General features: G+C 65.2%; 22 protein-coding genes. 2 read left to right on the top strand and 20 right to left on the bottom strand.

All coding sequences use genetic code 11. The features are described from left to right. Nucleotides 1-516: 516 nt before the first annotated feature. From dxs to EL191_RS20270, 12 genes are all read right to left on the bottom strand, one after another. On the bottom strand, nucleotides 517-2,412 hold the full coding sequence (gene dxs, locus EL191_RS20325) for a 1-deoxy-D-xylulose-5-phosphate synthase (protein WP_013717298.1): 1,896 nt from the start codon (nucleotides 2,410-2,412) through the stop codon (nucleotides 517-519). An 82-nt stretch (nucleotides 2,413-2,494) separates the two neighbouring features. Next, nucleotides 2,495-3,445, bottom strand: a complete 951-nt coding sequence (locus EL191_RS20320) for an alpha/beta fold hydrolase (RefSeq protein WP_041980462.1) — start codon at nucleotides 3,443-3,445, stop codon at nucleotides 2,495-2,497. A gap of 10 nt (nucleotides 3,446-3,455) precedes the next feature. Then, nucleotides 3,456-6,728 (bottom strand): carboxyl transferase domain-containing protein, encoded by a 3,273-nt coding sequence (locus EL191_RS20315; RefSeq protein WP_041980463.1) that lies wholly within the window; start codon nucleotides 6,726-6,728, stop codon nucleotides 3,456-3,458. 191 nt (nucleotides 6,729-6,919) lie between these two features. After that, nucleotides 6,920-7,228: a DUF2388 domain-containing protein gene (locus tag EL191_RS20310; RefSeq protein ID WP_041980465.1), complete on the bottom strand. Its 309-nt coding sequence runs from the start codon at nucleotides 7,226-7,228 to the stop codon at nucleotides 6,920-6,922. A gap of 5 nt (nucleotides 7,229-7,233) precedes the next feature. Further along, nucleotides 7,234-8,121, bottom strand: a complete 888-nt coding sequence (locus tag EL191_RS20305) for a polyprenyl synthetase family protein (RefSeq protein WP_017362074.1) — start codon at nucleotides 8,119-8,121, stop codon at nucleotides 7,234-7,236. Continuing rightward, nucleotides 8,118-8,360: an exodeoxyribonuclease VII small subunit gene (locus EL191_RS20300; protein ID WP_013717293.1), complete on the bottom strand. Its 243-nt coding sequence runs from the start codon at nucleotides 8,358-8,360 to the stop codon at nucleotides 8,118-8,120. Before EL191_RS20300 ends, EL191_RS20305 begins: the two co-directional genes overlap by 4 nt. A 105-nt stretch (nucleotides 8,361-8,465) precedes the next feature. Beyond that, entirely contained in the window at nucleotides 8,466-9,245 is a 780-nt protein-coding gene (locus EL191_RS20295) for a sulfite exporter TauE/SafE family protein (protein ID WP_017362072.1), read from the bottom strand. Nucleotides 9,246-9,314: 69 nt separating this feature from the next. After that, nucleotides 9,315-9,842, bottom strand: a complete 528-nt coding sequence (locus tag EL191_RS20290; protein ID WP_013717291.1) for a c-type cytochrome — start codon at nucleotides 9,840-9,842, stop codon at nucleotides 9,315-9,317. 15 nt (nucleotides 9,843-9,857) lie between these two features. Further along, on the bottom strand, nucleotides 9,858-10,379 hold the full coding sequence (locus EL191_RS20285) for a methylamine dehydrogenase light chain (protein WP_013717290.1): 522 nt from the start codon (nucleotides 10,377-10,379) through the stop codon (nucleotides 9,858-9,860). A gap of 16 nt (nucleotides 10,380-10,395) precedes the next feature. Beyond that, a complete protein-coding gene (mauD, locus tag EL191_RS20280; RefSeq protein ID WP_013717289.1) occupies nucleotides 10,396-11,007 on the bottom strand; it encodes a methylamine dehydrogenase accessory protein MauD in 612 nt (203 codons plus the stop codon). Nucleotides 11,008-11,010: 3 nt separating this feature from the next. Continuing rightward, nucleotides 11,011-11,550: a MauE/DoxX family redox-associated membrane protein gene (locus EL191_RS20275; RefSeq protein WP_017362070.1), complete on the bottom strand. Its 540-nt coding sequence runs from the start codon at nucleotides 11,548-11,550 to the stop codon at nucleotides 11,011-11,013. Between the two features lie 12 nt (nucleotides 11,551-11,562). Further along, on the bottom strand, nucleotides 11,563-12,711 hold the full coding sequence (locus EL191_RS20270) for an amine dehydrogenase large subunit (protein WP_013717287.1): 1,149 nt from the start codon (nucleotides 12,709-12,711) through the stop codon (nucleotides 11,563-11,565). Between the two features lie 332 nt (nucleotides 12,712-13,043). On the opposite strand from EL191_RS20270, the gene EL191_RS20265 reads away from it, so the two are divergent. Continuing rightward, nucleotides 13,044-14,369, top strand: a complete 1,326-nt coding sequence (locus EL191_RS20265; RefSeq protein WP_013717286.1) for an alginate export family protein — start codon at nucleotides 13,044-13,046, stop codon at nucleotides 14,367-14,369. A gap of 127 nt (nucleotides 14,370-14,496) precedes the next feature. Next, nucleotides 14,497-14,973: a MarR family winged helix-turn-helix transcriptional regulator gene (locus tag EL191_RS20260; RefSeq protein ID WP_013717285.1), complete on the top strand. Its 477-nt coding sequence runs from the start codon at nucleotides 14,497-14,499 to the stop codon at nucleotides 14,971-14,973. Between the two features lie 9 nt (nucleotides 14,974-14,982). Here EL191_RS20260 and feaR read toward each other — a convergent pair whose 3' ends face one another. The 8 genes from feaR to EL191_RS20220 form a co-directional block, all read right to left on the bottom strand. After that, entirely contained in the window at nucleotides 14,983-15,933 is a 951-nt protein-coding gene (gene feaR / locus EL191_RS20255) for a transcriptional regulator FeaR (protein ID WP_013717284.1), read from the bottom strand. 266 nt (nucleotides 15,934-16,199) lie between these two features. Then, nucleotides 16,200-17,687, bottom strand: a complete 1,488-nt coding sequence (locus EL191_RS20250; RefSeq protein ID WP_041980466.1) for an aldehyde dehydrogenase family protein — start codon at nucleotides 17,685-17,687, stop codon at nucleotides 16,200-16,202. Nucleotides 17,688-17,714: 27 nt separating this feature from the next. Beyond that, the gene (locus EL191_RS20245; RefSeq protein ID WP_041980467.1) at nucleotides 17,715-18,608 is read right to left on the bottom strand and encodes a SphA family protein; all 894 of its coding nucleotides are present in this window, start codon (nucleotides 18,606-18,608) and stop codon (nucleotides 17,715-17,717) included. A gap of 79 nt (nucleotides 18,609-18,687) precedes the next feature. Beyond that, nucleotides 18,688-20,388, bottom strand: a complete 1,701-nt coding sequence (locus EL191_RS20240; RefSeq protein ID WP_041980468.1) for a GMC family oxidoreductase — start codon at nucleotides 20,386-20,388, stop codon at nucleotides 18,688-18,690. Nucleotides 20,389-20,692: 304 nt separating this feature from the next. Next, nucleotides 20,693-21,748: an extracellular solute-binding protein gene (locus tag EL191_RS20235; RefSeq protein WP_041980469.1), complete on the bottom strand. Its 1,056-nt coding sequence runs from the start codon at nucleotides 21,746-21,748 to the stop codon at nucleotides 20,693-20,695. 134 nt (nucleotides 21,749-21,882) lie between these two features. Next, nucleotides 21,883-23,439, bottom strand: a complete 1,557-nt coding sequence (locus EL191_RS20230; RefSeq protein WP_041980470.1) for a methyl-accepting chemotaxis protein — start codon at nucleotides 23,437-23,439, stop codon at nucleotides 21,883-21,885. A 43-nt stretch (nucleotides 23,440-23,482) separates the two neighbouring features. Next, the gene (locus EL191_RS20225; RefSeq protein ID WP_112211007.1) at nucleotides 23,483-24,250 is read right to left on the bottom strand and encodes a class II aldolase/adducin family protein; all 768 of its coding nucleotides are present in this window, start codon (nucleotides 24,248-24,250) and stop codon (nucleotides 23,483-23,485) included. 14 nt (nucleotides 24,251-24,264) lie between these two features. Continuing rightward, on the bottom strand, nucleotides 24,265-25,269 hold the full coding sequence (locus EL191_RS20220) for a ketopantoate reductase family protein (protein WP_041980471.1): 1,005 nt from the start codon (nucleotides 25,267-25,269) through the stop codon (nucleotides 24,265-24,267). Between the last annotated feature and the right edge of the window lie 26 nt (nucleotides 25,270-25,295).

Raw genomic sequence — 25,295 nt, 5'->3', positions numbered from 1 at the left:
CTAGGGACTCTCGGGCGCCGTCACGCGGTTGGGTGTCTTCCATATGTCGGCCCGATGGCTGGCCTTACGGGCAATGTCGGACATTTTTGCCGGGTGCTCTATGGCACTTTCGTCGTAATCGGACTTTCCGCCAATTTCCGGCGCGTGCGTCGCTACATTGCGACTTTCGGCAGGGGATGAACTTCTCCGCATGCCGAGGTTGCGAAAGAGGCCTGTGGCAGATTGTCTCAGCGTCCGTTAGGCCCGTGGATTGTATGCCCAAGCACGGGTATCGATGCTTTGATTGAGATCATTTATGAGCAACGTTGCTCGTCTGGTGAGGTGGGGCGGTCGCGGGGGGAGTGCGCCGTCCTGGATTGTTTCTTGGCTGGCCGCCTGCGTGGGAGCGGACTCGTCCGCGAAATGCTCGGCAACCCACCAGGCTGTAATCGGCAGCGAATAGTCGAGGCGCCTCGAACCACCCATGTCCATACGCTCGCGAACCGTCGGCATGGAGGTTCGCGAGCAGGTCCAGGGTTAGTCGCCGATCAGTGACAGGCGCATACGGACCGCCGCTTCGATACCGGCTTCGTCAAGGCCGCATTCGGCGAGCATCTGGCTCGGCTTGGCGTGTTCGACGTAATAGTCGGGCAGGCCCAGGTGCAGCATCGGCACCTGGCGGTTCTCGGCGGCGAAGAATTCGCTGACCGCGCTGCCGGCGCCGCCCATGATGCTGTTTTCCTCGAGGGTCACCAGCAGTTCGTGACTGCCAGCCAGCTCGCGCAGCAGTGCTTCGTCCAGGGGTTTGACGAAGCGCATGTCGACCACGGTGGCATCCAGGGTTTCACCGACGCGCAGGGCTTCGGCCAGTTGCACGCCGAAGGCCAGCAGGGCGACGCCCTTGCCCTGGCGACGCACGACCGCCTTGCCGATCTCCAGTGGCTCCAGGCCGGCATCGAGCGGCGCGTTGGGGCCGCTGCCACGTGGGTAGCGCACCGCCGCCGGGCCGTCGAACAGGTGGCCGGTGGTGAGCATGCGGCGCAACTCGTTCTCGTCGCTCGGGGTCATCACCAGCATGCCGGGGATGCAGCGCAGGTAGGACAGGTCGAAGCTGCCGGCGTGGGTCGGGCCGTCTTCGCCGACCAGGCCGGCACGGTCGATGGCGAACAGCACGTCGAGGTGCTGCACGGCCACGTCGTGGATCAGTTGGTCATAGGCGCGCTGGAGGAAGGTGGAGTAGATCGCCACCACCGGCTTGGCGCCTTCGCAGGCCATGCCGGCCGCGAGGGTCACGGCGTGCTGCTCGGCAATGGCGACGTCGAAGTAGCGCTCGGGGAAACGCTCGCTGAAGGCCACCAGATCCGAGCCTTCCTTCATCGCCGGCGTGATGCCGACCAGGCGGTTGTCGGCTGCGGCCATGTCACACAGCCACTGGCCGAACACGTTGGAGTATTTCGGGCCGCTGGGTTTCTTCGGCGCGGCGACCGGGGTGACCGGCTCCAGCTTGGTGATGGCGTGGTAGCCGATGGGGTCGGCCTCGGCCGGGGCGAAGCCCTTGCCCTTCTTGGTCACCACATGCAGGAACTGCGGGCCGTCCAGGTCGCGCATATTGCGCAGGGTGGCCAGCAGCGTGGGCAGGTCGTGGCCGTCGATGGGGCCGACGTAGTTCCAGCCCAGTTCCTCGAACAGGGTGCCGGGCACCAGCATGCCCTTGGCGTGCTCCTCGACCTTGCGCGCGATTTCCCAGGCGCCGGGCAGGCGCGAGAGGATCTTCTTGCTGCCCTCGCGCATGCTGGCGTAGGTGCGGCTGGAGATGATCTTGGCCAGGTAGTTGGACAGGCCGCCGACATTCTTGGAGATCGACATGTCGTTGTCGTTGAGGATCACCAGCATGTTGGCGCCGACGTCGGTGGCGTGGTTGAGGGCCTCGAAGGCCATGCCGGCGGTCAGCGCGCCGTCGCCGATCACCGCCACGCTCTTGCGCTTCTCGCCTTTCAGACGGGCGGCGATGGCCATGCCAAGGGCCGCGCTGATGCTGGTGCTGGAGTGGCCGACGCCGAAGGTGTCGTACTCGCTCTCGCTACGGCGCGGGAAGGCGGCTAGGCCGTCCTTCTGGCGCAGCGTGCCCATGCGCTCGCGACGGCCGGTGAGAATCTTGTGCGGGTAGGCCTGGTGGCCGACATCCCACACCAGGCGGTCATCGGGGGTGTCGAAGACGTAGTGCAGGGCGATGGTCAGCTCGATCACGCCGAGGCCGGCACCGAAGTGCCCGCCGCTCTGGCCAACGCTGTAGAGCAGGTATTGGCGCAGTTCGTCAGCGAGGGTTTCCAGGTCCGCTTCGGCCAGGCGGCGCAGTTCGTCCGGCGTGTTGGCGCTGTCGAGCAGCGGCGTCAACGGGCGCTCGCGGGGGATCTCGTGGAAAGTGGTCGGCATCAGGCGAATCGTTATAGGCGTAAAAGATGCGGCAGTTTACCTGATGCCAGGAAAACAGCCCAATCTGCTGACCACATCGGCGTTACCGGTAGTTGCGTGCGAGGAAATCCAGCAGCAGGGCGCTGACCCGCTCGCCGCATTCGGCCTGCAGCCAGTGGCCGGCGCCGGGCAGGTCGTGGCGTTCCAGGTGCGGCACCTTGTCGCCCATGCGTTTCAGCGTCGGTGCCTCGAAGCGGCCGACCGGGTCGTGCTCGCCGAGCAGGAACAGCGTTGGCTGCGTGATCTGCAGACCCGCCAGATGCTCGCTGCGTTGCCAGTTGCGCTCGAAGTTGCGGTACCAGTTCAGTGCGCCGCGAAAACCGTGGCGCTCGAAGGTGCGCAGGTAGTGGGCGAACATCGCCTCGCTGCACCAGGCCGGCAGTGGCAGGTCAGCCGGCATGCCATCGAACAGCCGCGCATCGGCCGGTTTGTCCGTTGCCAGCAGGGCAGCGCCGAGGCCGCCGAGCAGCAGACGCAGGCTGCGGCCGATGTCGTCGTCCAGTTCCGCCTCGGCCACGCCCGGCTGCTGGAAGTAGAGGATGTAGTGGAAGCGCCCGGCGTAGGCCTCACGCATCATCTCGATGGCCGGGCGTTTCGGCCGGCCGCCGAAGGGCACCGACAACGCGCCGAGCGCCTTGACCCGCTCGGGCTCCAGCAGCGCCAGGTGCCAGGCCACTGGCGCGCCCCAGTCATGGCCGACCACCGCCACCTCGCGCTGGCCGAGCATGTCCATGGCCGCCTGGATATCGCCGCACAGGGTAAGCAGCTCATAGGCCGCCGGGTCGGCCGGTGCGCTGCTGGCGCCATAGCCGCGCATTTCCGGGGCATACACGCGGTAGCCGGCGGCGGCCAGCGCCTCGATCTGCGGATTCCAGGCGTACCAGCACTCGGGAAAACCATGCAGCAGCCACACCGGCTTGCCGTGCTCGGGGCCGGCGCTGTACAGGCTCAGTTCGATGCCGTTGACGGCGAGCAGGCGGTGATCGATATGCATGGCGATGTCCTTACCAGGTGTCGATGAAGGGACGTTTCTTGCCGTCGCGCCGGGGCGGACGCGGCGCCGCATTGAGCCCGCGCAGCAGCCAGGCGCGGCTGTCGGCCGGGTCGATGACGGCGTCGATCTCAAGATAGCTGGCCATGTTCAGCGCCTTGCCGTTGTCGTAGGCCTTGGCCACCAGCTTGTCGAACAGCGCCTGGCGCGCGGCCTCGTCCGGTTGGGCCGCCAGTTCCTTGGCGAAACCCAGGCGTACCGCGCCTTCCAGGCCCATGGCGCCGAATTCGCCACTGGGCCAGGCGGCGGTGAACAGCGGCGAATGGAAGCTGCCGGCCGCCATGGCCTGGGCGCCGAGGCCGTAGCCCTTGCGCAGCACCAGGGTGAAGAAGGGCACCGTGAGGCTGGCGGCGCTGACGAACAGACGCGAGACGTGGCGCACCGTGGCCTGCTGCTCGGCTTGCGGGCCGACCATGAAGCCGGGGGTGTCGCACAGCGAGACGATGGGCAGGTCATGGGCTTCGCACAGTTGCAGGAAGCGTGCGGCCTTGTCGCCGGCCACGGCATCGATGGCGCCGCCCAGGTGCGCGGGGTTGTTGGCGATCAGACCGAAGGGTTTGCCCTCAATGCGGATCAGCGCGGTGACCAGGCCGGGGGCGAACTGGCGGCGCAGTTCCAGCACGCTGCCGTGATCGGCCAGCAGTTCGATCACCTGGCGGATGTCGTACACGCGCAGGCGATTTTCCGGGATCACATGGCGCAGCTCGCGGGGATCGCTGCATTGCCAGTCGCTTACCGCGCCCTGGAAATAGCCCATGTACTGCTTGGCCACAGCGACCGCTGCGGCTTCGTCTTCCACCAGTACGTCGATCACCCCGTTGGGGCTCTGCACACTGGTCGGGCCGACCTGCTCGGGGGTGAAACTGCCGAGACCGCCACCTTCGATCATTGCCGGGCCGGCCATGCCGATGCTCGCATTGCGGGTGGCGATGATCACGTCGCAGCAGCCGAGCAGCGCGGCGTTGCCGGCGAAGCAGCGGCCGGAAACCACGCCCACCGTCGGCACCAGGCCGGAGAGCCTGGCCATGGCGACGAAGGTGTGGCAGTCCAGCCCGGCCACGCCGACGAAATCGGTATCGCCCGGTCGGCCGCCGCCGCCTTCGGCGAACAGCACCACCGGCAGGCGCCATTGCTCGGCCAGGGCCAGCATGCGGTCGGTCTTCTTGTGGTTCATCACGCCCTGGGTGCCGGCGAATACCGTGTAGTCGTAGGCGATGGCCATGCAGCGCGCGGCCTCGCTGCCGAAACTCGCGGCGTTCACCGTGCCGATGCCGGCGACCAGGCCGTCGGCCGGGCTCAGCTCCAGCAACTCCTCGGGCGAGCGTCGCCGGCGCTGGGCGGCCAGGGCCATGGCGCCGTATTCGATAAAGCTGTCCTCATCGAGCAAGTCCGCGAGGTTTTCCCTTACCGTGCGCTGGCCGGTCTTGCGCCTTTTCGCCACGGCTTCGGGGCGGCGCGCGTCGGTCAGGCGCGCATGGCGCTCCAGCACTTCGGCCAGGTCGGCGCGGATATGCGCCAGGTCGACTGCCTGCTCGCCGTGGGCGTCGATGCCATCCACCTCGGCTGGCTCCAGGAACGCCAGTGCCTGGCCCTCGCCGATGGCGTCACCGGGGGCCACGGCCAGCGCACGGACGATACCGCTGTGCTCGGTCTTGACCTCGAATTCCATCTTCATCGCTTCCAGCACGGCGATGCGCTGGCCGGTGGCTACGGCATCGCCCTCGGCGACCTCCAGGCTGACCAGCGCGCCGGCACTGGGGGCGCTCAGTGCCAGGGTGCCGGGCGGTGCATCGACACTGGCCTTGGCGCTATGCAGCGAGGCGTCAGTGGCGAAGTAGTGATGTGGATGGGCCTGCTCGCGAGGGGCCAGCAACTCGCCCAAGTGGCGCTCGACATAGGTGGTGTCGACCTGATTGGCGATCACCTCGTCGCGTTGCAGCAGGTTTTGCAGCAGGTGCAGGTTGCTCGCCACGCCGTCGAGGCGAAACTCGCACAGCCCCCGGTAGGCACGGCGCAGGGCGCTGGGGTAGTCGTTGGCGCTGGCGATCAGCTTGGCGATCAGTGAATCGTAGGCCGGGCTGACGGCGTAACTAGCATAACCGCAGCCATCCACGCGCAGACCGGGACCGGAGGGCGGCTGGTAGGCCGTGAGCACGCCGGCGGCCGGGCGCGCGGTACCGTCGGCGAGCAGGCTTTCCAGATTCAGGCGTACCTGCACGGCATAACCCTTGGTCGCGGGCGGTGTGAGCAGGTTCAGCTCGGCCAGGCTTTTGCCGGCGGCCAGGTGTAGTTGCGTGTGCAGCAGGTCGACGCCGGTGACCTGCTCGGTGACGGTGTGCTCCACCTGCACGCGCGGGTTGGCTTCCATGAAGTAGAAGCGCCCCGGCTGGTCGAGGTCGAGGAGAAACTCGAAGGTGCCGATGCCGCGATACTGCACCTCGGCTGCCAGGCGCAGGGCGCTGGCGATGATCGCGTCACGGGTGGCCGCATCCAGATCGGGGCTGGGCGCGATCTCCACCAGCTTCTGATGACGGCGTTGCAGGCTGCAATCACGTTCCCAGAGGTGGCTGACTGTGCCGCTGCCGTCACCGAGTACCTGCACTTCGATATGCCGGGCGCGGCGCACACGCTTTTCCACGTACAGCGCGCCACTGCCGAAGGCGCCCTGGGCCTCGGAGGTGCAGCGGGCGAAAGCCTCGGCCAGTCGCGCCGGCTCGTCCACCGCGCGCATGCCGCGCCCGCCGCCACCAGCCAGGGCCTTGAGCATCACGCTGCCGTGTTCGGTGAGAAAGGCGCTTGCCTGCTCCAGCGTCACCGCCTGGTTGATGCCGGGCACCAGTGGTACGCCGCAGCGCTCGGCGAGATCTCGGGCGGCGGCCTTGTCGCCGAACAGCTGTAGCGTCTCGGGTGTCGGGCCGACGAAGGTCAGCCCTGCGTCCTGACAACGTCGGGCGAATTCGGCGTTCTCGGCGAGAAAACCGTAGCCGGGGTGGATGGCCGTGCAGCCCTGTTCACGGGCGATGCCAATGAGCTGATCCATGTCCAGATAGGCTGCGACACCGCGACCGACCAGCGCCACGGCCAGGTCGGCCTTGCGTGTGTGCAGGCAGGCGCTGTCGTCCTCGGCGAATACCGCGACACTGCGGATGCCGAGGTCGGCGCAGGCCTGGGCGATGCGAATGGCGATCTCGCCACGGTTGGCGATCAGCAGGGCGGGGAAGGGCATGGCGGCTCCGGACGTCTTGTCGTTATGGAGACCATCTTAGGTGGCTGGACGCGCGGGTAAAGCAAGCCTTATGCGGCGATCATGCGGTCATAGATGACAATGATGGAGCAGGCCGGCCATCGCGGCTGAAGCCGCTCCCACAAGAGCGGCCTAGCTGCATCGCCTAGGTTTTCAGGTGCGCCCGAGCCGATTCAGCGCAACGAGGCGATGGCCAGTGCGACCTGCATGTCGCTGCTATCTGCATCTGGATGGTCACGGCGGTACTGTCGCAGAGCGCTTTCCAACCGTGCGCCACGAATGTCGCCGGCCGAGGCGATGTAGGCCAGGGCATCGTCCCGGGCGCTCTGGTAGGGCTGCAGTGCATTGCTGGTGGAGGCGGTGATGCCGGCGGTACCGAGGCTGCTGCCCAGGGTGAAGTGGTCGCTGGAGTTGCCTTGCCCGTCCATGCCCCAGGCCTGGCTGGTGCTGAGCAGGACGAGCAGGGCAAACGCACGCGTCATGGACGTCAGCTGCGCCGCTCGACGATATAGCGCGCCAGTTCGCGCAGCGGTTCGGCGCTGTTGCCGAACGGGCGCAGCACGTGCAGGGCCTGGTCGCGTAATTCCAGCGCGTAGTCCTTGGCTGCGGCGAGGCCGAGCAGGGCGGGATAGGTGGGCTTGTCGTGGGCTTCGTCCTTGCCCTGGGTCTTGCCCAGAGTGGCGGTGTCGCTTTCCACGTCGAGTATGTCGTCCTGCACCTGGAAGGCCAGGCCGATGGCGCGGGCATACTGCAGCAGGGACTTGTGCGCGAGCTCGTCATGGTTGCCGCTGGCTAGGGCGCCGAGCGCCACGCTGGCTTCGATCAGTGCGCCAGTCTTGTGCCGGTGCATGATCTCGAGCGCTTGCTGATCGAGTTGCAGGCCAACCGAACCAAGATCGATGGCCTGGCCGCCGACCATACCGGCGGGGCCTGCGGCCTGGCTCAGCAATTCGACCATCTGCAGACGCGTTTCGGCATTCTGCGGGTTGCGTCTGCGGTCGGCGAGCACGCCGAAGGCCAGGCTTTGCAGGGCGTCACCGGCAAGGATTGCGCTCGCTTCGTCGAAGGCCTTGTGGGTGGTCGGCTGGCCGCGGCGCAGGTCGTCGTCGTCCATCGCCGGCAGGTCGTCATGCACCAGCGAATAGGCATGGATCAGTTCCACCGCGCAGGCGGCGCCGTCGGCTCGTTCGATATCGCCCTCAAGCGCTTCGCAGGCGGCATAGACCAGCAGCGGGCGCACGCGCTTGCCGCCATTCATGACGCTGTAGCGCATGGCCTGGTAGAGCCGCTCGAGTTCTGTGCGCGGTGCTTGGAACAGCTGTTCCAGAGCGGTATCGACGCGGGTCTGGCAGCGCTTCTGGTACGCCGCGATCATGCCGTTTCGTCCGTATCGAAGGGGGCGGGCTGCAACTCACCATCGCGCTCCAGCAGGATCTGCACCTTTTGCTCGGCCTGAGCCAGCGCGGCCTGGCATTCGCGGGTGAGGCCGATGCCCTGCTCGAAGGCGGTCAGTGAATCTTCCAGCGACAGCTCGCCGCTCTCCATGCGCTCGACCAGAGTCTGTAACTCGGCGAGGGAGTGTTCGAAGTCGGGGGCGGCTTTTTTGCGGGCCATGGCGGCGAATCTCGGGAAGCTTGGAAACCGCGCGACACTAGCAGAGCCGCGCCACTCGGGCAAATCAGCGGGCTGATCGATCGGTGCTCCAACAAAGAAGTCGCTTCATTGTGCGGAGAAGTAGGTGCTCCAGAAGTAGTACAGGGTCATGGTGCTGCCCACCAGGATCACGAAACTGCGCAGCAGTGCCGGCGGCAGTTTCTCGCCCAATGCACCGCCGGCATAGCCGCCGAGCGTGGCACCGGTCAGCAGGATGGCCAGTTCGTACCAACTGACCCGGCCGGCGATGACGAAGGTCAGCGTGGCGATGCTGTAGATCACCGCCGAAATCAGGTTCTTCAGGGCGTTGGCGCGGGCCAGCGGGTGGCCTTCGATGGAGAACGCGGCGAGTTGCAGAATACCCATGCCGGCGCCGAAGTAACCGCCGTAGATCGACACGCTGATATGCGCGCCCAGCGACAGCGGAGTATGCGGTGGATGTGCGGATGCCTTGTTCTTGCGCCGCTCGGCCAGCCAGCGCCCTAGCCAGGGGCTGGCAGCGAACAGTGCGGTGGCGGCCAGCAACAGCCAGGGGATCAGCACGCGGAACACGTCGTCGCCGCCTGCCAACAGCAACAGACCGCCGAGCAGGCCGCCGGCCAGACCGGCCAGCAACAGCGGAATCAGGTAGCGGCCCAGCGGCCGTAGCGACGCTCGCGCGGCCCAGGCACCGGCCAGGCTGGCCGGCCACAGCGCCACGGCGTTGGTGGCATTGGCCGTCACCGGTGGCAGGCCCGTAGCGAGCAGTGCGGGGAAGGAGAAGAAGGTGCCGCCGCCGGCCAGGGCATTCATGCCCCCAGCGGCGAAACCGGCGAGGGCCAACAGCAGCAGGTCGAACAGAGTCATCGGGCAGGCTCGCACAAAAAGAGTGCAGCATAAGAGCTGTCACCTCATGCAGCCAGCCCGACCATTGGCTCAGGGCGTGTCGTCGCCCATGCCGTCCATGATCGGAATGCCCAATGCGCGCATCTGCTCGATCAGGTGGGCGCGGGTGTCCGGCAGGTTGAGCATGCTGACCTTGCGCAGCCGGGCGACTTCATCGGCGCTGTATGGCTGGTAGTGCGCCGGCATGCTCTTGCCGGCCATGCCGTCCTCGCGCAGCAGCCAGTTGAGCAGGTCGGCCAGTTGCGCATCGCTGAGCGCCGACTGCGACATGCCCGGCACGCGCACCAGGAATTCGCGACCACCCTCGACCTTGAGGAAGTGGCCGACGAAGTCCTTCATCCGTGGCGTGTCGTTGGCCCTCGAGCCTTCGCCGTCGTCAAGGTGGCAACCGGCGCACTGCAACTGATAGTTGACCGGTGTGCTGTAGCGGGCTTGGGCGATAGGCGTCTGCTGCTGTTCGTTGCCGGGAGCAGGTCGCTGATCCGGATTGGGAATGGCGCGCGCCATGGCCAGGGGGGTGACCATGACGCAGGCCAGTCCGATGATGAGCGCACGCATGATCGTCCCCTTCGCTCACACTGCGACGCCGCGGATGACCGCGATGGTGCAGTTGTAGATGCTCGACTTGGCGGCCAGGCACCAGTTGATGTCGTTGTTGTTGAACGGCCGGTACAGCGGTTCCTCGCTGTCGTTGCGGGTACAGGCGCACTGCGCGCAGCTGTGCTTACCGCAGCAGTCGTTGTAGGCAATGATGTAGTCCTTGCCATCGCCCGGGTTGCGGCAGGTGCCGATCCAGGTGACCTGCGACACCTCGGTGCCCGGCGGGCAGGAGGTCACGGTGCCGCCGCAGCAGCTGCACAGGAAGCCGTCGATGGAGCAGTAGCGCCAGTAATCGCAGCTGCTGGGATCACCCGGATCACCGGCTTTCGGCGCTTCGGCGGCCAGCGCCTTGCTGGTGCGGTCGATCGGCAGCAGCACCGGCAGGGCGGCGCCGGCGACCATCAGCGAGCCGAGTCGACCGAGGAAGTTGCGTCGCGAGGTGGTGTCGGCCACATGGCGAGTGGAGCGTTCGAACAGGCGGTCTAGCAATTTCATGTCAGGGCTCCCTGGCTCAGTGGTTGTGCGCGCCGTGGGCGTGCTGGCTGTTGTGCAGGTATTGCTGCAGGGTGGCGCTACCCAGGTGCTCGGTCTCGAACAGGCTGTCGAGGTGCTCGCGGGAGTTCACCAGGCCCTTGGCGCGCAGCACGCCAGCGTTGTCGATCAGGGCGGCGTAGGGCAGCTTGCCGATCTGGTAGGTCATGCCCACTTCCGGGCCGACCACGTAGGTGGCGTCTTCCAGCTTGTGTTCGGCGATCAGCGCCTTCTGCGCATCCATGTCGCCGTCGCTGACGTAGATCACGTCGAGACGATGGGCCTGGGTCTTGGCGATGGACTTGATCGCCGGCAGCAGCGATTTGCAGATCGGGCAGGTCGGCGAGAGGAAGAACAGCAGCTGGGCCTTCTCGCCGGCATAGCCGAAGTTCACCGGGCGACCGCTACGGTCGGCGGCGGTCACTTGCGGTGCGGGTTCGTTGACGGCCACGCCCTTGTCGACCATCAGCGCGCCGGCTGGCGCCAGGCGGCCGTGAAGTACGCCGATCTGACGCACCAGGCCCATGACGGCAAAGGCCAGGGCGATCAGCAGGCACCACAACAGGATGTTAGAAACGATCAGAGCTTCCATGATTCACCTTCCGATGAGTTTGAGCAGACGGGGGCTGTTGGCCATCAGGCCATCAGCAGCGGCGTAGATCAGCAGGGCCACGGCACTGGCAGCGATGACGACGAAACCGTCGAACACGCCCAGGCCGCGGCTCAGTGGGGCGAGACTGGCGACCAGCCCCAATCCCACCAGAACGGCATTGCGTGCCAGCAGCACCGGGCGGATCGGCTGCGCCTGTTGTGGCCCGGCGCAACCGCAGTCGATGTCACGACGGCCACGCCACAGGTTGATGGCGATTGCCAGGGCGTAGCCGGTGAGCAACGCAGCAGCAGCGAAGGCCGCGACCTGGCGCGTTGCTGGAACTAGCAGGGCGAAGGCCAGGGCTACCTCGACCCAGGGCAGAACCCGGGCGACAGGGCGCACCAGAGCCTGCGGCAATAGCTGGTAGTCCTCCAGTTGGCTTGCGAAACGGGCCGGTGCACGCAGCTTGTGGGTCGCGGCGCTGGCGAGGATCACCGCTACCGCGAGTGCGGCGGCGATGACGAAGATCGGATCGGGTTGCATGGCTGCACCTCGTCAGTGACTGAGTACGTGAATCGCGGTCTTGGCGATGCCTTCCACGGTTCCGGTGTGCTTGCCGCTGCTCAGATCGAAGACTTCCAGGCCGCCGGTGACGTTGGCGCCGAGCAGGCGTGGTTGGTCATCGGTGGTGGCTTGCAGGCTCCAGATCGGCGCGGGGGCTTCCAGGGTGCCGATACGCTTGCGCGTTTTCAGGTCGTAGACCCAGATGATGGTGCTCGGGTCTTCCCACTTCAGCGGCTCGTGGGTGTCATGCATCAGGGCGTAGAGGCGGTTGAGCTTCGGCGCCACGGCGATCAGCTGCCAGCCACCTGGTGCCCAGCCGGCTTTCTTGTCGGCGGCCTCGGTGACCAGCTCCCAGGCCGGGATGATCTTCGGCTGTTCGCCGGAGAAGTCCACGGCGCGCACGGTGCCGGTGGTGGTGACGAAATAGTAGGTGTCGCCTACGGCATAGGCACGTTCCACCAGCTTCTCGGCGTTGGGATCGAAGAACGCGGTGTGGCTGCGAGCGGTTTCCTTGCCGGCGTCGTCCAGGGTGACCACCTGCAGCTTGCCGTCGCCGCACAGCGAGGCGAAGCGGCGTTTGCCGACCGGGTAGTTGAGCACGCAGCCGGGAATCGAGATCTCGCTGACCACTTTCTTGGCCTGGGTGTCGACCACCGTTACCGAGGTGGAGGGCGTGAAGTTGTAGATGTAGATGAAGCGGTCATCCGAACTGGCGCCGAGGGCGTGGCGCTCCGGCAGCATCACCGCACGCTTGTTGGGGATTTCCACTTCCCAGTCGGGCGACAGCGTGCTGGTGTTCCAGGCGGTGAGCACGTCGGTGCGGGTACCACGGGTGCCGCGCGAATAGAACAGGTCGGCGGTGTACAGGTACTTGCCGTCGTGGCTCAGGGTCGAGGGTGCGGCGAAGCCGGTGCTGACCATGCCGAGCATGCGCTTGCTGTCCGGGTCGACCACGGTGATACGGCCGGTCACCAGGTTCTCGAATTCGGCATCGACGATGTAGGCGCGGTGCGGCGACGGCGGGAAGGGTAGGGTTTCCTGGCCGATGGTGTCACGGGGAAGCTCGGCATGAGCGCCGAGCCCCACCAGGGACAGACCCAGCGCCAGGGCGGTCTGTCTGATGATCCGAGGTGTTCGCATGGAGTTCTCCTTGTTGTCGGGAGTACGGGGCATCGCCGACGGAGTCGAGAGCAGTCTGGCTGAATGGCGGGTGAGCATGCAGGCGTTCTCCGAGGGCAAATGATTCGGGATGGGCATCACCACGATCCTAAAAACGCAGCTCACTGGCTTGTAAGCGCCTGCAAGAAACTTGTATTTGCCTGCCAGCGTGCAGGCCTGGTGGCGGCGTGCGACGGGGGATCGAGCGATCTGGCAGGCGTAGGCAAGTGAATGGCAGGCAGATGAAAGAGTGTGAGGGGAGCTGGGCATAGCGTCGGGGTCTGTCAACGTCACTCACCACTCTGGGGAACCTCATGTCCAAGCTACCCACCTTTCGTCTCTCCACACTTGCGCTGCTGATCGGGGCCGCATTACCCGCTGGCGCGGTGGAGCTTTACGCCGATGCCGACACACGCGTGCAGGCCAATCTCGAAGCCGTGTTCGGCCTCTTTCACAGCCGTGAGAACTATGCCCCCAGTGGGCGACTGCAAGAGGGCAGTTCCTCCTGGCGCGAGGGCTACGTCAAGTATGGCCTGAGTTTCGAGCAGGGCCTGGCAGGCGTGGGCAATTCCTACGGTGCGTTCTCCCTGCTCAGTTCCGCCACCTGGGGCGATGGTGATGCCGCTGGTTTCTCCGACGGCTCCGAGCGCACCACCAAGATCGAGGATGCCTACCTCGGCTGGCGCTCGGGCAACCTCTTCGAGGCGCTGGGCGAGGATGGCGTGGATGTCTCCTTCGGCCGGCAGAACGTCATGGTCGGTGACGGCTTCCTGATCAATGGTGACGCCCTGAACATCGGCAAGGGCCTGGCCGATGGCGAATTCAATCGTGGGGGTGCCTACTACCTGGCAGCGCGCAAGGCCTTCGACCAGACCGCAGTGCTGCGCCTGGGCGGTCAGCAGGGCTGGCGTGGCGACCTGATGTGGCTGAAGTCCGACAACCGCGCGCAGGCCAAGACCGAACTCTACGTCGGTACCCTGGAGCACGTGGCCGATGCCGGCACGGTGGGGCTCACCTATATCCGTACGCTTGACGTCGACGAGCGCTACGCCTCGCCTTCGCAGCTCGAGCGCAAGGGCATGGATACCTACAGCCTGCGTGCGGCGGGCAATGCCGGCGTGGAGAACCTGTCGCTGTCCGGCGAATACGCCAGGCAGGATCGCGATCGGGGTCATGACGAGAACGCCTGGTACCTGGAAGCGGGCTGGACGTTCGCCGATGTTGCCTGGTCGCCGACGCTGAGCTATCGCTACAGCCGTTTCTCGGAAGGCTACGACACGCTGTTCTACGGTTTCAGCCGTGGCTACGGCACCTGGTTCCAGGGTGAGGTGGCGGGTAACTACGCCGGCCCGTTCAACACCAACAGCCGTGTGCATCACGTCGGCCTGCGTGCCACCCCGCTGGAAAACCTCAGCGTCGGCGCACTGTGGTTCGACTTCGATACGCTCGACCGCGAGCGCGGTGATTTCTCCGGTCGTGAGCTGAATCTCTACGCCGAGTTTGGACTGACCGAAAACCTGGTGGTGATGCCGGTGGTAGGCCTCTACCAGCCGAAGAAAAGTGCCGAAGAGGGCGGTGCCCAACTGGGTAACAACGACCGCAACCTGTACAGCCAACTGGTCTTCGCCTTCCAGTTCTGACGCCTGAGAACGTGCCTTGCCAGCGCTTGTTGGTGAGGCGCTGCGGCCCGTGAGACACGATGCCACGGTGCAACAAATACTAGAATTATCTATTATCTGCCCTTGTTCCCATCGAAGCGGTCTATCCATGAAGGTGCCGAAGAAACGTCGCAATCGTTACAACCCGATCAGCGAAGATTTTCACAAGGAAGAGTTTCCGTTCTATTGGCTGGTGCGTGTTCACGCCCGCTATTCGATGAGCATGGAAAAGCTGCTGAAGAAGGTCGATCTCGACATTCCTCGTTGGCGCGTTCTCAACATCCTGTATGAAACCCAGGACGCCAGCATCTCGGAGATTTCCGAGTTCGCCGTGGCCAAGCTCTCCACCATCACCAAGATCGTCTACCGGATGAAGGACGACGGTCTGGTCGATACCCGCCAGAGCGATCTCGACGGCCGTGTGACCCAGGTCTCCATCACGGAGAAGGGGCGTCAGGCCTACTTCGCCATGCACGAGGTCACGGCGGAGCTGTTCCATGCCGGCTTCAAGGGCATGACCGAGGCACAGATCCGCAAGCTCAACCAGACCCTGGCGACCATGTTCGACAACCTGTCCGAAATCTGAGCCGTCAAGTCAGCCATGCAGAGGCGCATGGCCTGCCATCTGGCGGTTCAGGGCGTTGGCCCGATAGGCGCGCGGCGACACGCCGTAGCAGTGCTTGAACACGCGCGAGAAATGCGCCGAATCGGTGAAGCCCCACTTGTAGGCGATGGTGGTGATCGGTAGCGCCTGGCTGCCGGTGTCGGCCAGTTCCCGCGCGCTGCGCTCCAGGCGCTGGCGCTGGATGTAGCGGCAGATGCTGTCACCGTCGATCTCGAACTGGCGGTACAGCTTGCGCACCGACACGTTCAGCTTCGCCGCCAGCTCGGTTGGTGTCGGCGCATTCGGCAGTGACTCACTGATGATCTTCTCCGCCAGGCGGCGCAACGGGCGGCCCGGTTCGAGCAGTTGCTCGTCGTGGAACGCCGGCGGTAGCAGGGCAATCAATGCGCTCTGCAGCGCGGAGCCGTAGTGGTTCTGGGTAGCCGAGCCGAGCTCGCCGTTGGCGATCTGCTGCAGGATGCCCTGCAGCAGGTGCCCGGTCGGGCTTTCTTTCTCCAGCTTGCCGAAACGTCGCGCCGCCACCGGCAGCAGCGGGTCGACCATGTCCCGGCACAGGTGCACCGAAAGCTGGCGGATCAGCCCCTGCGGTTTCATCTCGAAGGCCTGCGCCGAATCGAGCAGGGCCATGTCGCCGGGGTAGAGCACGAATTCGCGGTCGCCCTGATCGATGGCCATCACCCCTTCGCGCTGCATCACCAGAAAATAGTAGCGATCATCCGCGCGGGCACTGTTACCGCGCTGGCGGTTGATGGCCAGTGCATTGGTGCTGATATCGGCGATTTCCAGGCCGCCCAGGTCGATGCGCTCTATCTCGCCGACGAAGGCCACGTCATGCCAGGCCGGGCGGGTTTCGAAACGCCCGCAAACGTTGTGAACGCTGTGGTTCCAGCGTTCGAAATCACGGGATGTATGCACGCTCATGAGGCAACCTCACTTTATTTTTTATGTTTTGGTGCGCTGTTTGTGTCGTTTCTGCACACTTGGCAAATAACGTGAATATTCAAGCATTTTTTGAGCCAGAAACCGCTGGGTGATATCGCGCTGAGATCAATGGTCGGTTTTCTTCATGCGGCCGGATATTCGCCTGTTCGCTGGTTCGGGGGAAGGGCTGGGGATGTGGCGAGGGGGAGCGGAGGTCGGTGAGGGAGCGGGCCGCCGAGAGTGGCTGGCGGCCCGTTTGCAGCCTGTCAGTAGCGGATCATCACCGATTTCAGTTCGGTGTAATCGTCGATGAAGGCGCTGCCGAATTCACGACCGGTGCCGGAGGCCTTGATGCCGCCGAAGGGCACCGAGGGGTCGAGGAAGGTATGCATGTTGACGTACACCGTACCGGCTTCGATCTGCGGGATCAGACGCAGCGCACGCGACAGGTCGTTGGTCCACACGCTGGCGGTGAGGCCGAACGGCGAATCGTTGATCAGTGCCGGCAGCTCCTCGACCTCGTCGTAGGGCAGCACGCAGAGAATCGGGCCGAAGGTTTCCTCGTGCAGCAGGCGATCCTGCGGCCCGTTGGCCAGCACCACGGTCGGCTCGACGAAGTAGCCGGCGCGGGCCAGCGGCTTGCCGCCGCAGACTACCTGGCTTTGCTCGCGCGCCAGTTGCAGGAACTGCGAAACCTTGTCGAACTGCGGCTTGTTGGCCAGTGGGCCGAAGTTGACACTCTCATCCAGCGGCGAGCCGATGTTCATGCCTTGCAGGGCCGCAGTGAACTTGGCCAGGGTCTCATCGAGTTGCGAGCGGTGCACGTAGATGCGCTCCGGTGCGGCGCAGACCTGGCCCTGATGGACGTAGCCGGTCTGGATCAGGCCAGCCACCGCGCCGTCGATATTGGCGTCGGGCAGCAGCGCGGCAGCGTTTTTGCCACCCAGCTCCAGGGTCACGCGGGTGAGGTTGGCGGCCATGGCGCTCTGACCGACCTTGAGTCCGGTGGGTACCGAGCCGGTGAACGACACCTTGGCCACCTGCGGGTGTTCGATCAGGCTGGCGCCCACCTCGCCGGTGCCATTGATCACGTTGAACACACCGGCCGGCACACCGGCCTCGATCGCCAGTTCGGCCAGGCGCAGCAGGGTCAGCGGGGTGAACTCGCTGGGTTTGAGCACCAGGGTGCAGCCGGTGGCCAGGGCGGCGGCGATTTTCCACACGCCGATCATCACCGAGAAATTCCACGGCACGATGCCTGCCACCACGCCCACTGGCTCGCGGCGGGTGAAGGCGGTGTACTGCTCGCCCGCCATGGACGGGAACGACGGGCTCATGGTCTCACCGTTGATCTTGGTCGTCCAGCCGGCGTAGTAGCGCAGGAAGATGGCACTCTGGCCGACTTCGAACATCCGTGAAAGGTGGATGGACTTGCCCGAGCAGAGGGTTTCCAGTTGCGCCAGTTCCTCGCCGTTGGCCTCCATCAGATCGGCCAGGCGGTTTAGGATCACGCCGCGCTGGTAGGGCGAGGTTTGCGCCCACTCGCCCTTGAAGGTGCGGCGGGCGGCGGCGACGGCCGACTCGACCTCGTCGGCGGTGGCGCAGGTGATCTGCGCGATCACTTCACCATTGGCCGGGTTGACGATGGGCACGCGCTTGCCCGATGTGCCGGCGCGGTACTGGCCGTCGATGAAATGGGCATGATTGCGCTGAAGGAACTCGCGTACCTGGGGCAGTAGGGAAATGTCGCTCATGGGATCATCCTAAGTAGAGATTAAGGGTCAGAGAGGGATGGCTATGTTCAGCCAGAACTTGTCGCCTTCCGGGCGATTCTGTACGTCGAATTCGTGCTGGTAGCGGCCCTGGATGTTCAGGCCGCCAGTCATTGAGTAGGTGAATTGCGGGCCGAGGGCCATTGCACGACCCTTGAAGTCCCCCAGTACGGCGCCCTCGCCACTGTCGCCACTTACCTGTCTGTAGGCGTAGCCGCCGATACCTACGCCCCAGTTGCCGAAGTGCTTGGCGGCGACGAAATCTGCATGCACCTCGTTGCCGGAACGGTAATTGGTGTCGCGGTTCTCGTAGTTGTGATCGAACATGGTCTTCATCGAAAACTCGTAACCGGCCTCGTTGCGGTAGGTGAAGGCGAACAGCGGTTCGAGGGTGACGTAGTTACGGCCGATGTTGGCCAGCTCGTTCTTGTCGTAACGACCGGTAGGCAGGTAGATGTCCATGCCGACGATCCAGTGCCAGTTGCCGCTGTGCCAGCCGATGGCAAGCGGATCGAAGATGAAGTCGCCCATGCCAGCGTGGTTCTGACGTCCGCCTGCACCCAGGTCTACGTCCACATCTGCTGCGACCAGAAACGCATGCATTGCCCAGTTGCCGCCGAGGATCTTCTTGTCGGTGACGTGAATCGCACGAAGGATGGTAGCGGCGGTGTTGACCTCGAAATCGTCGAAGGCCGGGTTGTCGTTGGCGAATTTGTTGGCGGTGTAATAGGTGTTGTAGCTGACTAGATACGTGCCTGGCGGTGGCAGGGCGCCGGTCATGAAACCCTCGCTGCCGTTGGCGTAAGCGCCGCCGCCGCCCTCGGTGGCCAATGCGTTCTGGGTGAGGGCGAGCAGGCAAAGAAGGCCCGGAGCAATCAGGTGGTGCTGGGAGGGAATGCGCATGGATAGTGGTTCCTCGATCTGATGTTCTGGCGAGCGCCAGCCTTGGCGCACGGCGGGCACCAAGGGTGGCGAAGGGCAGTCAGGAGCGGCTGGCTTCGGCGAGTGAGGCGCCGTTGGCGCCGAGCAGCTGAGTGAGGTCGAGCGTCTGCTCGGCTGGCGCATCCAGTGCCAGAGGCGCCTTGCCGAGAATGAAGTCGGCGCCACGCTCGCCGAGCATGATGGCCGGCGCATTGGTGTTGCCGCTGGCGATCTGTGGACACACCGAGAGGTCGATCACCCGCAGGTTGGGCACGCCGTGTACGCGCATCTGCAAGTCGACCACCGAGTCACTTGGCTCGACGCCCAGGCGGCAGGTGCCACCGGGGTGGTAGACGGTCTTGATGGCCTTGCGCACGAAGGCTTCGATCCCGGCAGTGTCGCGCCAGTCGATGTTTTCAGGCGCGGTAATCTTCTTGATCAGGCTGCGCAGCGCCGGCTGCTGCATGAGCCGCAGGCCCGCCTGCACGGCGCGAATCTGGCCTTGCAGATCCTCCGGATCGCCCAGGTAATTGGGGTCGATAAATGGCAGGTCGGCGGGATTACTGCTGCGCAAACGCACCTCGCCCCGTGCCTTCGGGCGCAGGTGGCCAACCTTGACGGTCAGGCCATGCTCGGCCGCTGGAGCGACCTCGCCTGGGGTGTTATCGAAGTTGTCCATCACCGGCAGGAACATGAACTGGATGTCCGGCCGGCCAGTGCCCTGGGTATCGATGAAGCCGCCGCCTTCAAGAATGTTGCTGGTCAGCAGGCCGCTGCGAAACGCCAGCCACTGCGCCATGTGCTTGAGGCCGCGCAAACCCTTGTCTTCGCCGAGGATGCTGTTGGGCTCATGGGTAGTCGCGTTGAGCGACAGGTGCAGGTGATCGTGGAAGTTCTTGCCGACCGGCAGGTCAACCAGCGTCTCGATACCGTGTTCGGCCAGATGCTCCTTGGGGCCGATGCCGGAGAGCATGAGAATCTTCGGGCTGCCGAAGGCGCCGGCGCTGAGGATCACTTCCTCGCGCGCGTTGACGGTGGTGGGTGCGCTGCCTTTCTCGCTGAAGATCACCCCGGTGGCGCGGCCGTGTTCGATCACCACCTTGTGCACCAGGGCGTCGGTCACCACGCGCAGCCTGCTGCTGTCGCGCACTGATTTCAGGTAGGTGCGCGCGGTGCTGGCGCGGGCGCCGTTGCGGGTGGTGGTCTGGTAGAAACCGACGCCTTCCTGGGATGCACCGTTGAAGTCGTTGACGTAAGGCAGGCCCATTTCCTGACCGGCACGCACGAAGGCCATGGTCATCGGGTGGCGATAACGGTTTTCGCTGACCGGCAGCGGGCCGTCCTGGCCGTGGTATTCGCTGCCCAGGCTCTCGTTTGCTTCGGCGCGCTTGAAGTAGGGCAGCACGTCGCGGTAGCACCAGCCCGGGCAATTCCAGTCGCTCACCCAGTCGTCGTAATCCTGCTGCTGGCCGCGGATGTAGATCATCCCGTTCACCGAGCTGCCGCCGCCGAGCACCTTGCCCTGGGCGATGATCATCTCGCGGTTGTTGCAGTGCTTTTGCGGCACGGTCATGTACGGCCAGGACTTTTGCTGGAACACCTGAACCACGGTGGCCGGCATGGTGTGGAAGGGGCTGCTGTCCTTGCCGCCGGCTTCGAGCAGTAGCACGCTGCCGGCGCTTTGCTGGATCAGCCGGGCGGCGACCACACAACCTGCCGAGCCGGCGCCGATCACAATGTAGTCATATTCCTGGTGTGGCATGTGTTGGCCTCTCGCGAAGGGATCGAGATAAATCGTCGAAGCACCATTCAAGCCTTTGCCGGCCAGAAGAAATTGATCGTGCTGGACAGACTTTTGTACGTCGCTGCCAAATTTTCGCTGCGCCTTGAACCTGTCTACGACGGGCTATGTACGAGTCTGGCGTGGTCAAAAACTCCAGCGCCGTACTCAGTAGGCTGTTCTGGGCGGATTGGAGAATTGCTGGGAGTTATTCATAGCACCCAGCCAGAATGGAAAATTGAACATGGCGGACAGCTTGTTGTAGATGCCTGCCACTCTGGCACCGTCAGTGCCGGGCGGCCCTGACTCGCGCCCAGGCGTCGTCGAGAATCTGCTTCTGGCGGGGCGGCAGGCTTTCCAGCAGGTAGCTGCGGCGTCGCTGCTCGGCCGTCAGCACTTGCGCCGGATGCTCGGCGGCGAAGCTCTGCATGGCGGGCGCAGTGCTGGGCAGCGGCGGATAGAAACGCGTGGCGCGGGCGTTACGAATGGCCACGGGTGGGTCGATGAGAAAGTCGATCAGGCGGTAGGCCAACTGCGGATTGGCGGCGTGGGTAGGGATCGCCAGGGTGTCGATATAGATCGCCGCGCCTTCGTCTGGAATCTGGTAACGCAACTGTGCATTGCCTTCCATCGCCCGTACTGCATGGCCGCTCCAGGCCATGGCCAGACACAGCCGGCCAGCGATCAGCTCGTCGACGAATGTCCAGTTATCCAGGGTACGCAGCAGCGGTGCGACCGGCTCGAGGCTGCGCAACTGACGGACGATCTGCCGGTCGCTGCTGGCGGACAGGCGCCTGCCACGGTAGTTGAGCAGCAGCGAGCTGGTTTCTTCGGCGGCGTCCAGCAGGCCCAGGCCACAGTTGCTCAGTTGCGCAGCCTGCTCGGGGTCGAACAGCAGGCGCCAACTGTTGGGCAGTGCGTCGCTGTAATGCGCCTGGGCCTGCTGCGGGTCGACCACCAGGCCGATGGAGCCCCACAGGTAAGGCACCGCATGCCGGTTGGCAGCTGGGATGCCGGCCAGGGTCGACAGCAGCCAGGGATCGAGGCTGGCGTGATGGCGCAAACGGCCTGTATCCAGTGGCGCCAGGCGGCCCTCGGCGATCAGTTGTTCGAGCATGAAATGGCTGGGCATCACCAGGTCGTGATCGGTGCCGGCGGCCAGCGCCGCGAGCAGTTCATCTGAGGTGGTGAACGCCTGGTAATCGACGGTGATGCCGGTCTGCGCGCGGAAGTCCTCGAGCACCCGCGGGTCGATGTAGTCCTTCCAGCCATAGACGCGCAGTACCTCCTCTGCATGGGTGGTGCTGGCAAGCAGGAGCAGCAAGGCGAACAGCCGCTTCATCGGAAGGCCTCCAGGCAGGACGAATGGCGAAGGGCATCGGGTTGGCCGATGAGCTCGTGTGCGCCATTCAATCGCCCTGCGCCGGGCGTCGCTTGATCCTGGCGGCCAAGTTCTTGTACCTGGCTGCCAGGTTCTCAGCCTTTGAGGAAGCGTTGTGCCAACCCCAACTGCGACTCGGCCAACTGGTGCAGTGCCTGGCTGATCTCGCTGGTGCGTCCGGCCTGTTGGCTGGTGCGTTCGGTAAAGCCGGCGATCTCGGAGATCTGCTGGTTGATCTGCTCGGCGACCTGGCCCTGCTGTTCGATGGCGGCTGCCATCTGCAGGCTCATGCCGCTGATCTGCGCGACCTCTGCGCAGATGCGCGTTAGCGCCTGGCGCGCCTGCTCGACGTCGGTGCTGGCGCGCAGGGCCGCCTGTTCGCCGCGCTGGGCAGTGGCCAGCGCCGTACCGCTGTCCTGGCGTAAGGTTTCCAGCGAGCGCTGGATCTCGTGGGTCGATTCGCGGGTGCGCGAGGCCAGGCTGCGCACCTCGTCTGCGACCACCGCGAAGCCGCGCCCGGACTCGCCGGCGCGGGCGGCCTCGATGGCGGCGTTGAGGGCCAGCAGGTTGGTCTGCTCGGCGATGCTCTGGATCACCGTGGCCACGCCGCCGATGGATTCGATGGCCGCAGCCAGGCTGCCGACTGCCTTGCCAATTTCGCTTACCGAGTGGCGCATGGTCTGGGCCGAGCGCTGGCTGTCGTCGGACAGGCGCTCGCCATCACGGGCCAACTGGTCGGCGTTCTGTGCGGCTTGCGCGGTGTTTTGCAGGTTGCGCGACAACTCCTGAATGGTGGCGCTCATCTGGTTGATCGCGGCGGCGGTCTGCTCGGTTTCGCGTACTTGGCGATCCAGTTGCTCGACCGAGTGTTCCACCACGTCGGCCGAGGTCTGCGCCTGCTGACGCAGTACCACGCTGTTGATGCAGATGCGCGACATCACCGTGCTCATGCGCGCGCGCTGACTTTCCAGGGCCATGGCCAGCAGGCTGCTCGGGCCGGGATGTTGGGCGTGTAGCGGCGTCAGCAGCGGGTCGCTGTAGGCCTGGGCGTGCTGGGCAAGCAGGATGCGGCTCAGCTGGCGCTGGCGCAGTGCCGGTTGCAGCCCGGCGATGCCCAGTGCCAGAAGTAGCGGCACACCCAGTGCCGTGGGCAGGTAGGTCAGCAGTGTGGCCAGCGCCAGGCCCAGGCCGAGCGCCAGTTGCAGGCCGTGGCCCAGCAACAGCTCGCTGAGTCGCTGGAGGGGCGTCCAGGGGGCCTGGCCCTGTGCCAGGCGCGCATAGAGGCGTTCGGCCTGGCGCGCCTGCGCCGGCTCGATAGGTTGATAGACGGTACCCAGCGCCGCCAGCTTGCCATCGTCGAACAGAGGTACGACGTAGAGGTTGTGCCAGTCCGCGTCACCTTGCCTGTGGCGGATCATCACCGGCGCCGTCCACGGCACGCCGGCGCGCAGTGATCGCCACATACTGGCGATCACCGATGTCGGCATGTGCGGGTGGTTGATCAGTTCGTGAGGTTTGCCGACCAGGTCGTGTTCGGCGTAACCGCACATGTTCAGGTAGGCGGCGTTGCAGGTGAGCAGGACACCCTGCGGATCGAGCCGGGAAATCGGTGGCTCCTGGAAATCTGTTGGGATGCTGGCGGCAGCTTGCATGACACGACTCCTCGGCTGTGGCCTGCGGCGGCAGGCCGTGCGCTTACCAGTGCATGGCCCGTTCGGTGCGCATCTTGCGCACCATGGCGTCATAGAACTTGGTGGCGAAACCACTCTCGCGGATCAGCATCGCGGTGAGGTCAGAGCACTTGGCGGCGATGCCGTCCTCCAGTGGGTTGTCCTCGCCGCCCAGGGCGCCGGCGGCGCACTGGTTCTCGGCGGCGCGCTGCACCGTCCAGAGCAGGAAGAAGGTCTTCTCGATGCTGCTCTCGCCTACCGCGATGCCGTGGTTGCGCAGCACCAGCACGTGCTTGTCGCCGAGGCTCTCGATCATCCGCGTCTTCTCGTCATCGAACAGGGTGATGCCCTCGAAGGTGTGGTAGCCGATGCGGCCATGCAGCTGGGCGCCGTAGAAGTCGTCATGGGTGAAGCCGCGCTTCTTCTGCACCACGGCGGAGATCGGTGTGGTGTGGGTGTGGATCACGCACTGGATGTCGTCGCGCGCGCCATGCACGGCGCTGTGCAGGGCGAAGCCGGCGGGGTTGCCGTCGTAGGGAGAGGGCTCGAGTTTCTTGCCGTGCAGGTCGACCTTGAGCAGGTTGCCCGGCGTGACTTCGCTGTAGTTCAGGCCGAAGGGGTTGACCAGGTAGTGATGCGCCGGGCCAGGCAGGCGTGCGGAGATGTGGTTGAAGATGGTCTCGGTCCAGCCGAACCAGTCCACCAGGTGGTAGCAGTAGGCGAGCTTGACGCGCAGCGCCCATTCTTCGTCGCTGCAGTGGGCGGGCTTGCTGAAATCGGTCATGGCGTTCATGGCGAAGTCTCGTATCAATGTGCGGGGGAATGGACGTGGCCGGGTGCGCTGCGAAAGCGCGCCAGGGCGAGGATGTCCTGGGTGGTGGGCATGGCCAGGCCCTGGTAACCGGCCAACTCGACGACAGCGTCGCCGATGGCGGCCAGCTCCAGTGGGCGGCCCTGTTCGTAGTCCTGCAGCATCGAGGTGCGTACCGCGCCCATGCCGGCGCCCAGCTCCATGAAGGTTTGCGGGTCGAAGGCGATGCGTGCGCCATAGGCCGCTGCGGTGAGCAGGGTTTCCTGGAGGATCTTGGCCACCACCGCCTTCAGCTCGGCCTGGCCGTACAACTGCTCCAGGGTAGCGCCGGTCACTACCGACAGTGGGTTGGAGGTCAGGTTGGCGATGATCTTGGTCCACAGCTGGTCGCGGATGCGCTCGGTGGTGCGTGCCTCGATGCCGCTGGAGGCGATCAGCGCACGCACCCGTTCCAGGCGTTCGCTCATCTGCCCGTTCGGCTCGCCGACGATCATCAGGTGCGGGTTGTTCGAGCGCACCACGCCCGGTGCGCTGCTTTCGGCAGTGATGAACACCACGCAGCCGAGTACGTGACGCAGATCCAGGCTGGCGCTGAGCGTGCCGCCGGGATCGACGGCCTCGACGCGATGCCGAGCGAAGCGGCCTTCGATGCCGTGGAAGTACCACCAGGGCACGCCGTTGACCACTGGCACCACCACGGTGTCGGGGCCGATCAGCGGCGCCAATTCGGGCAGCAGGCCAGCCAGGGCCGGTGCCTTGGTGCAGATGAACAGCAGATCCTGTTCGCCGAGTTCACGGCAGTCATCGCTGGCGCTGACCTGCACGCGGTGTTCGCCGTCCAGGTCGGTCAACTGGATGCCGTTGTCGCGCAGCGCGGTGAGCGTCTTGCCGCGCGCCAGCAGGCTGACCGGCTGGCCGCTTTCGACCAGACGCGCGGCAAGGGTGCAGCCGATCGCGCCGGCACCGGCGATGCACACGCGCAGTGGCGTTGGATTGAGCATGAGCATGCTTCCTTACAGAGCAGACG

The sequence above is a fragment of the Pseudomonas mendocina genome (assembly GCF_900636545.1).
GTDB lineage: Bacteria > Pseudomonadota > Gammaproteobacteria > Pseudomonadales > Pseudomonadaceae > Aquipseudomonas > Aquipseudomonas mendocina.
Note: the sequence above shows the minus strand (reverse complement) of the source record. Positions and strands in the feature narration are given on the sequence as shown.

Excerpts from the sequence above, each read along its gene's own strand:
- dxs (WP_013717298.1), bottom strand. The coding sequence starts at position 2,412 with ATGCCGACCACTTTCCACGAGATCCCCCGCGAGCGCCCGTTGACGCCG.
- EL191_RS20320 (WP_041980462.1), bottom strand. The coding sequence starts at position 3,445 with ATGCATATCGATCACCGCCTGCTCGCCGTCAACGGCATCGAACTGAGC.
- EL191_RS20315 (WP_041980463.1), bottom strand. The coding sequence starts at position 6,728 with ATGCCCTTCCCCGCCCTGCTGATCGCCAACCGTGGCGAGATCGCCATT.
- EL191_RS20310 (WP_041980465.1), bottom strand. The coding sequence starts at position 7,228 with ATGACGCGTGCGTTTGCCCTGCTCGTCCTGCTCAGCACCAGCCAGGCC.
- EL191_RS20305 (WP_017362074.1), bottom strand. The coding sequence starts at position 8,121 with ATGATCGCGGCGTACCAGAAGCGCTGCCAGACCCGCGTCGATACCGCT.
- EL191_RS20300 (WP_013717293.1), bottom strand. The coding sequence starts at position 8,360 with ATGGCCCGCAAAAAAGCCGCCCCCGACTTCGAACACTCCCTCGCCGAG.
- EL191_RS20295 (WP_017362072.1), bottom strand. The coding sequence starts at position 9,245 with ATGACTCTGTTCGACCTGCTGCTGTTGGCCCTCGCCGGTTTCGCCGCT.
- EL191_RS20290 (WP_013717291.1), bottom strand. The coding sequence starts at position 9,842 with ATGCGTGCGCTCATCATCGGACTGGCCTGCGTCATGGTCACCCCCCTG.
- EL191_RS20285 (WP_013717290.1), bottom strand. The coding sequence starts at position 10,379 with ATGAAATTGCTAGACCGCCTGTTCGAACGCTCCACTCGCCATGTGGCC.
- mauD (WP_013717289.1), bottom strand. The coding sequence starts at position 11,007 with ATGGAAGCTCTGATCGTTTCTAACATCCTGTTGTGGTGCCTGCTGATC.
- EL191_RS20275 (WP_017362070.1), bottom strand. The coding sequence starts at position 11,550 with ATGCAACCCGATCCGATCTTCGTCATCGCCGCCGCACTCGCGGTAGCG.
- EL191_RS20270 (WP_013717287.1), bottom strand. The coding sequence starts at position 12,711 with ATGCGAACACCTCGGATCATCAGACAGACCGCCCTGGCGCTGGGTCTG.
- EL191_RS20265 (WP_013717286.1), top strand. The coding sequence starts at position 13,044 with ATGTCCAAGCTACCCACCTTTCGTCTCTCCACACTTGCGCTGCTGATC.
- EL191_RS20260 (WP_013717285.1), top strand. The coding sequence starts at position 14,497 with ATGAAGGTGCCGAAGAAACGTCGCAATCGTTACAACCCGATCAGCGAA.
- feaR (WP_013717284.1), bottom strand. The coding sequence starts at position 15,933 with ATGAGCGTGCATACATCCCGTGATTTCGAACGCTGGAACCACAGCGTT.
- EL191_RS20250 (WP_041980466.1), bottom strand. The coding sequence starts at position 17,687 with ATGAGCGACATTTCCCTACTGCCCCAGGTACGCGAGTTCCTTCAGCGC.
- EL191_RS20245 (WP_041980467.1), bottom strand. The coding sequence starts at position 18,608 with ATGCGCATTCCCTCCCAGCACCACCTGATTGCTCCGGGCCTTCTTTGC.
- EL191_RS20240 (WP_041980468.1), bottom strand. The coding sequence starts at position 20,388 with ATGCCACACCAGGAATATGACTACATTGTGATCGGCGCCGGCTCGGCA.
- EL191_RS20235 (WP_041980469.1), bottom strand. The coding sequence starts at position 21,748 with ATGAAGCGGCTGTTCGCCTTGCTGCTCCTGCTTGCCAGCACCACCCAT.
- EL191_RS20230 (WP_041980470.1), bottom strand. The coding sequence starts at position 23,439 with ATGCAAGCTGCCGCCAGCATCCCAACAGATTTCCAGGAGCCACCGATT.
- EL191_RS20225 (WP_112211007.1), bottom strand. The coding sequence starts at position 24,250 with ATGAACGCCATGACCGATTTCAGCAAGCCCGCCCACTGCAGCGACGAA.
- EL191_RS20220 (WP_041980471.1), bottom strand. The coding sequence starts at position 25,269 with ATGCTCAATCCAACGCCACTGCGCGTGTGCATCGCCGGTGCCGGCGCG.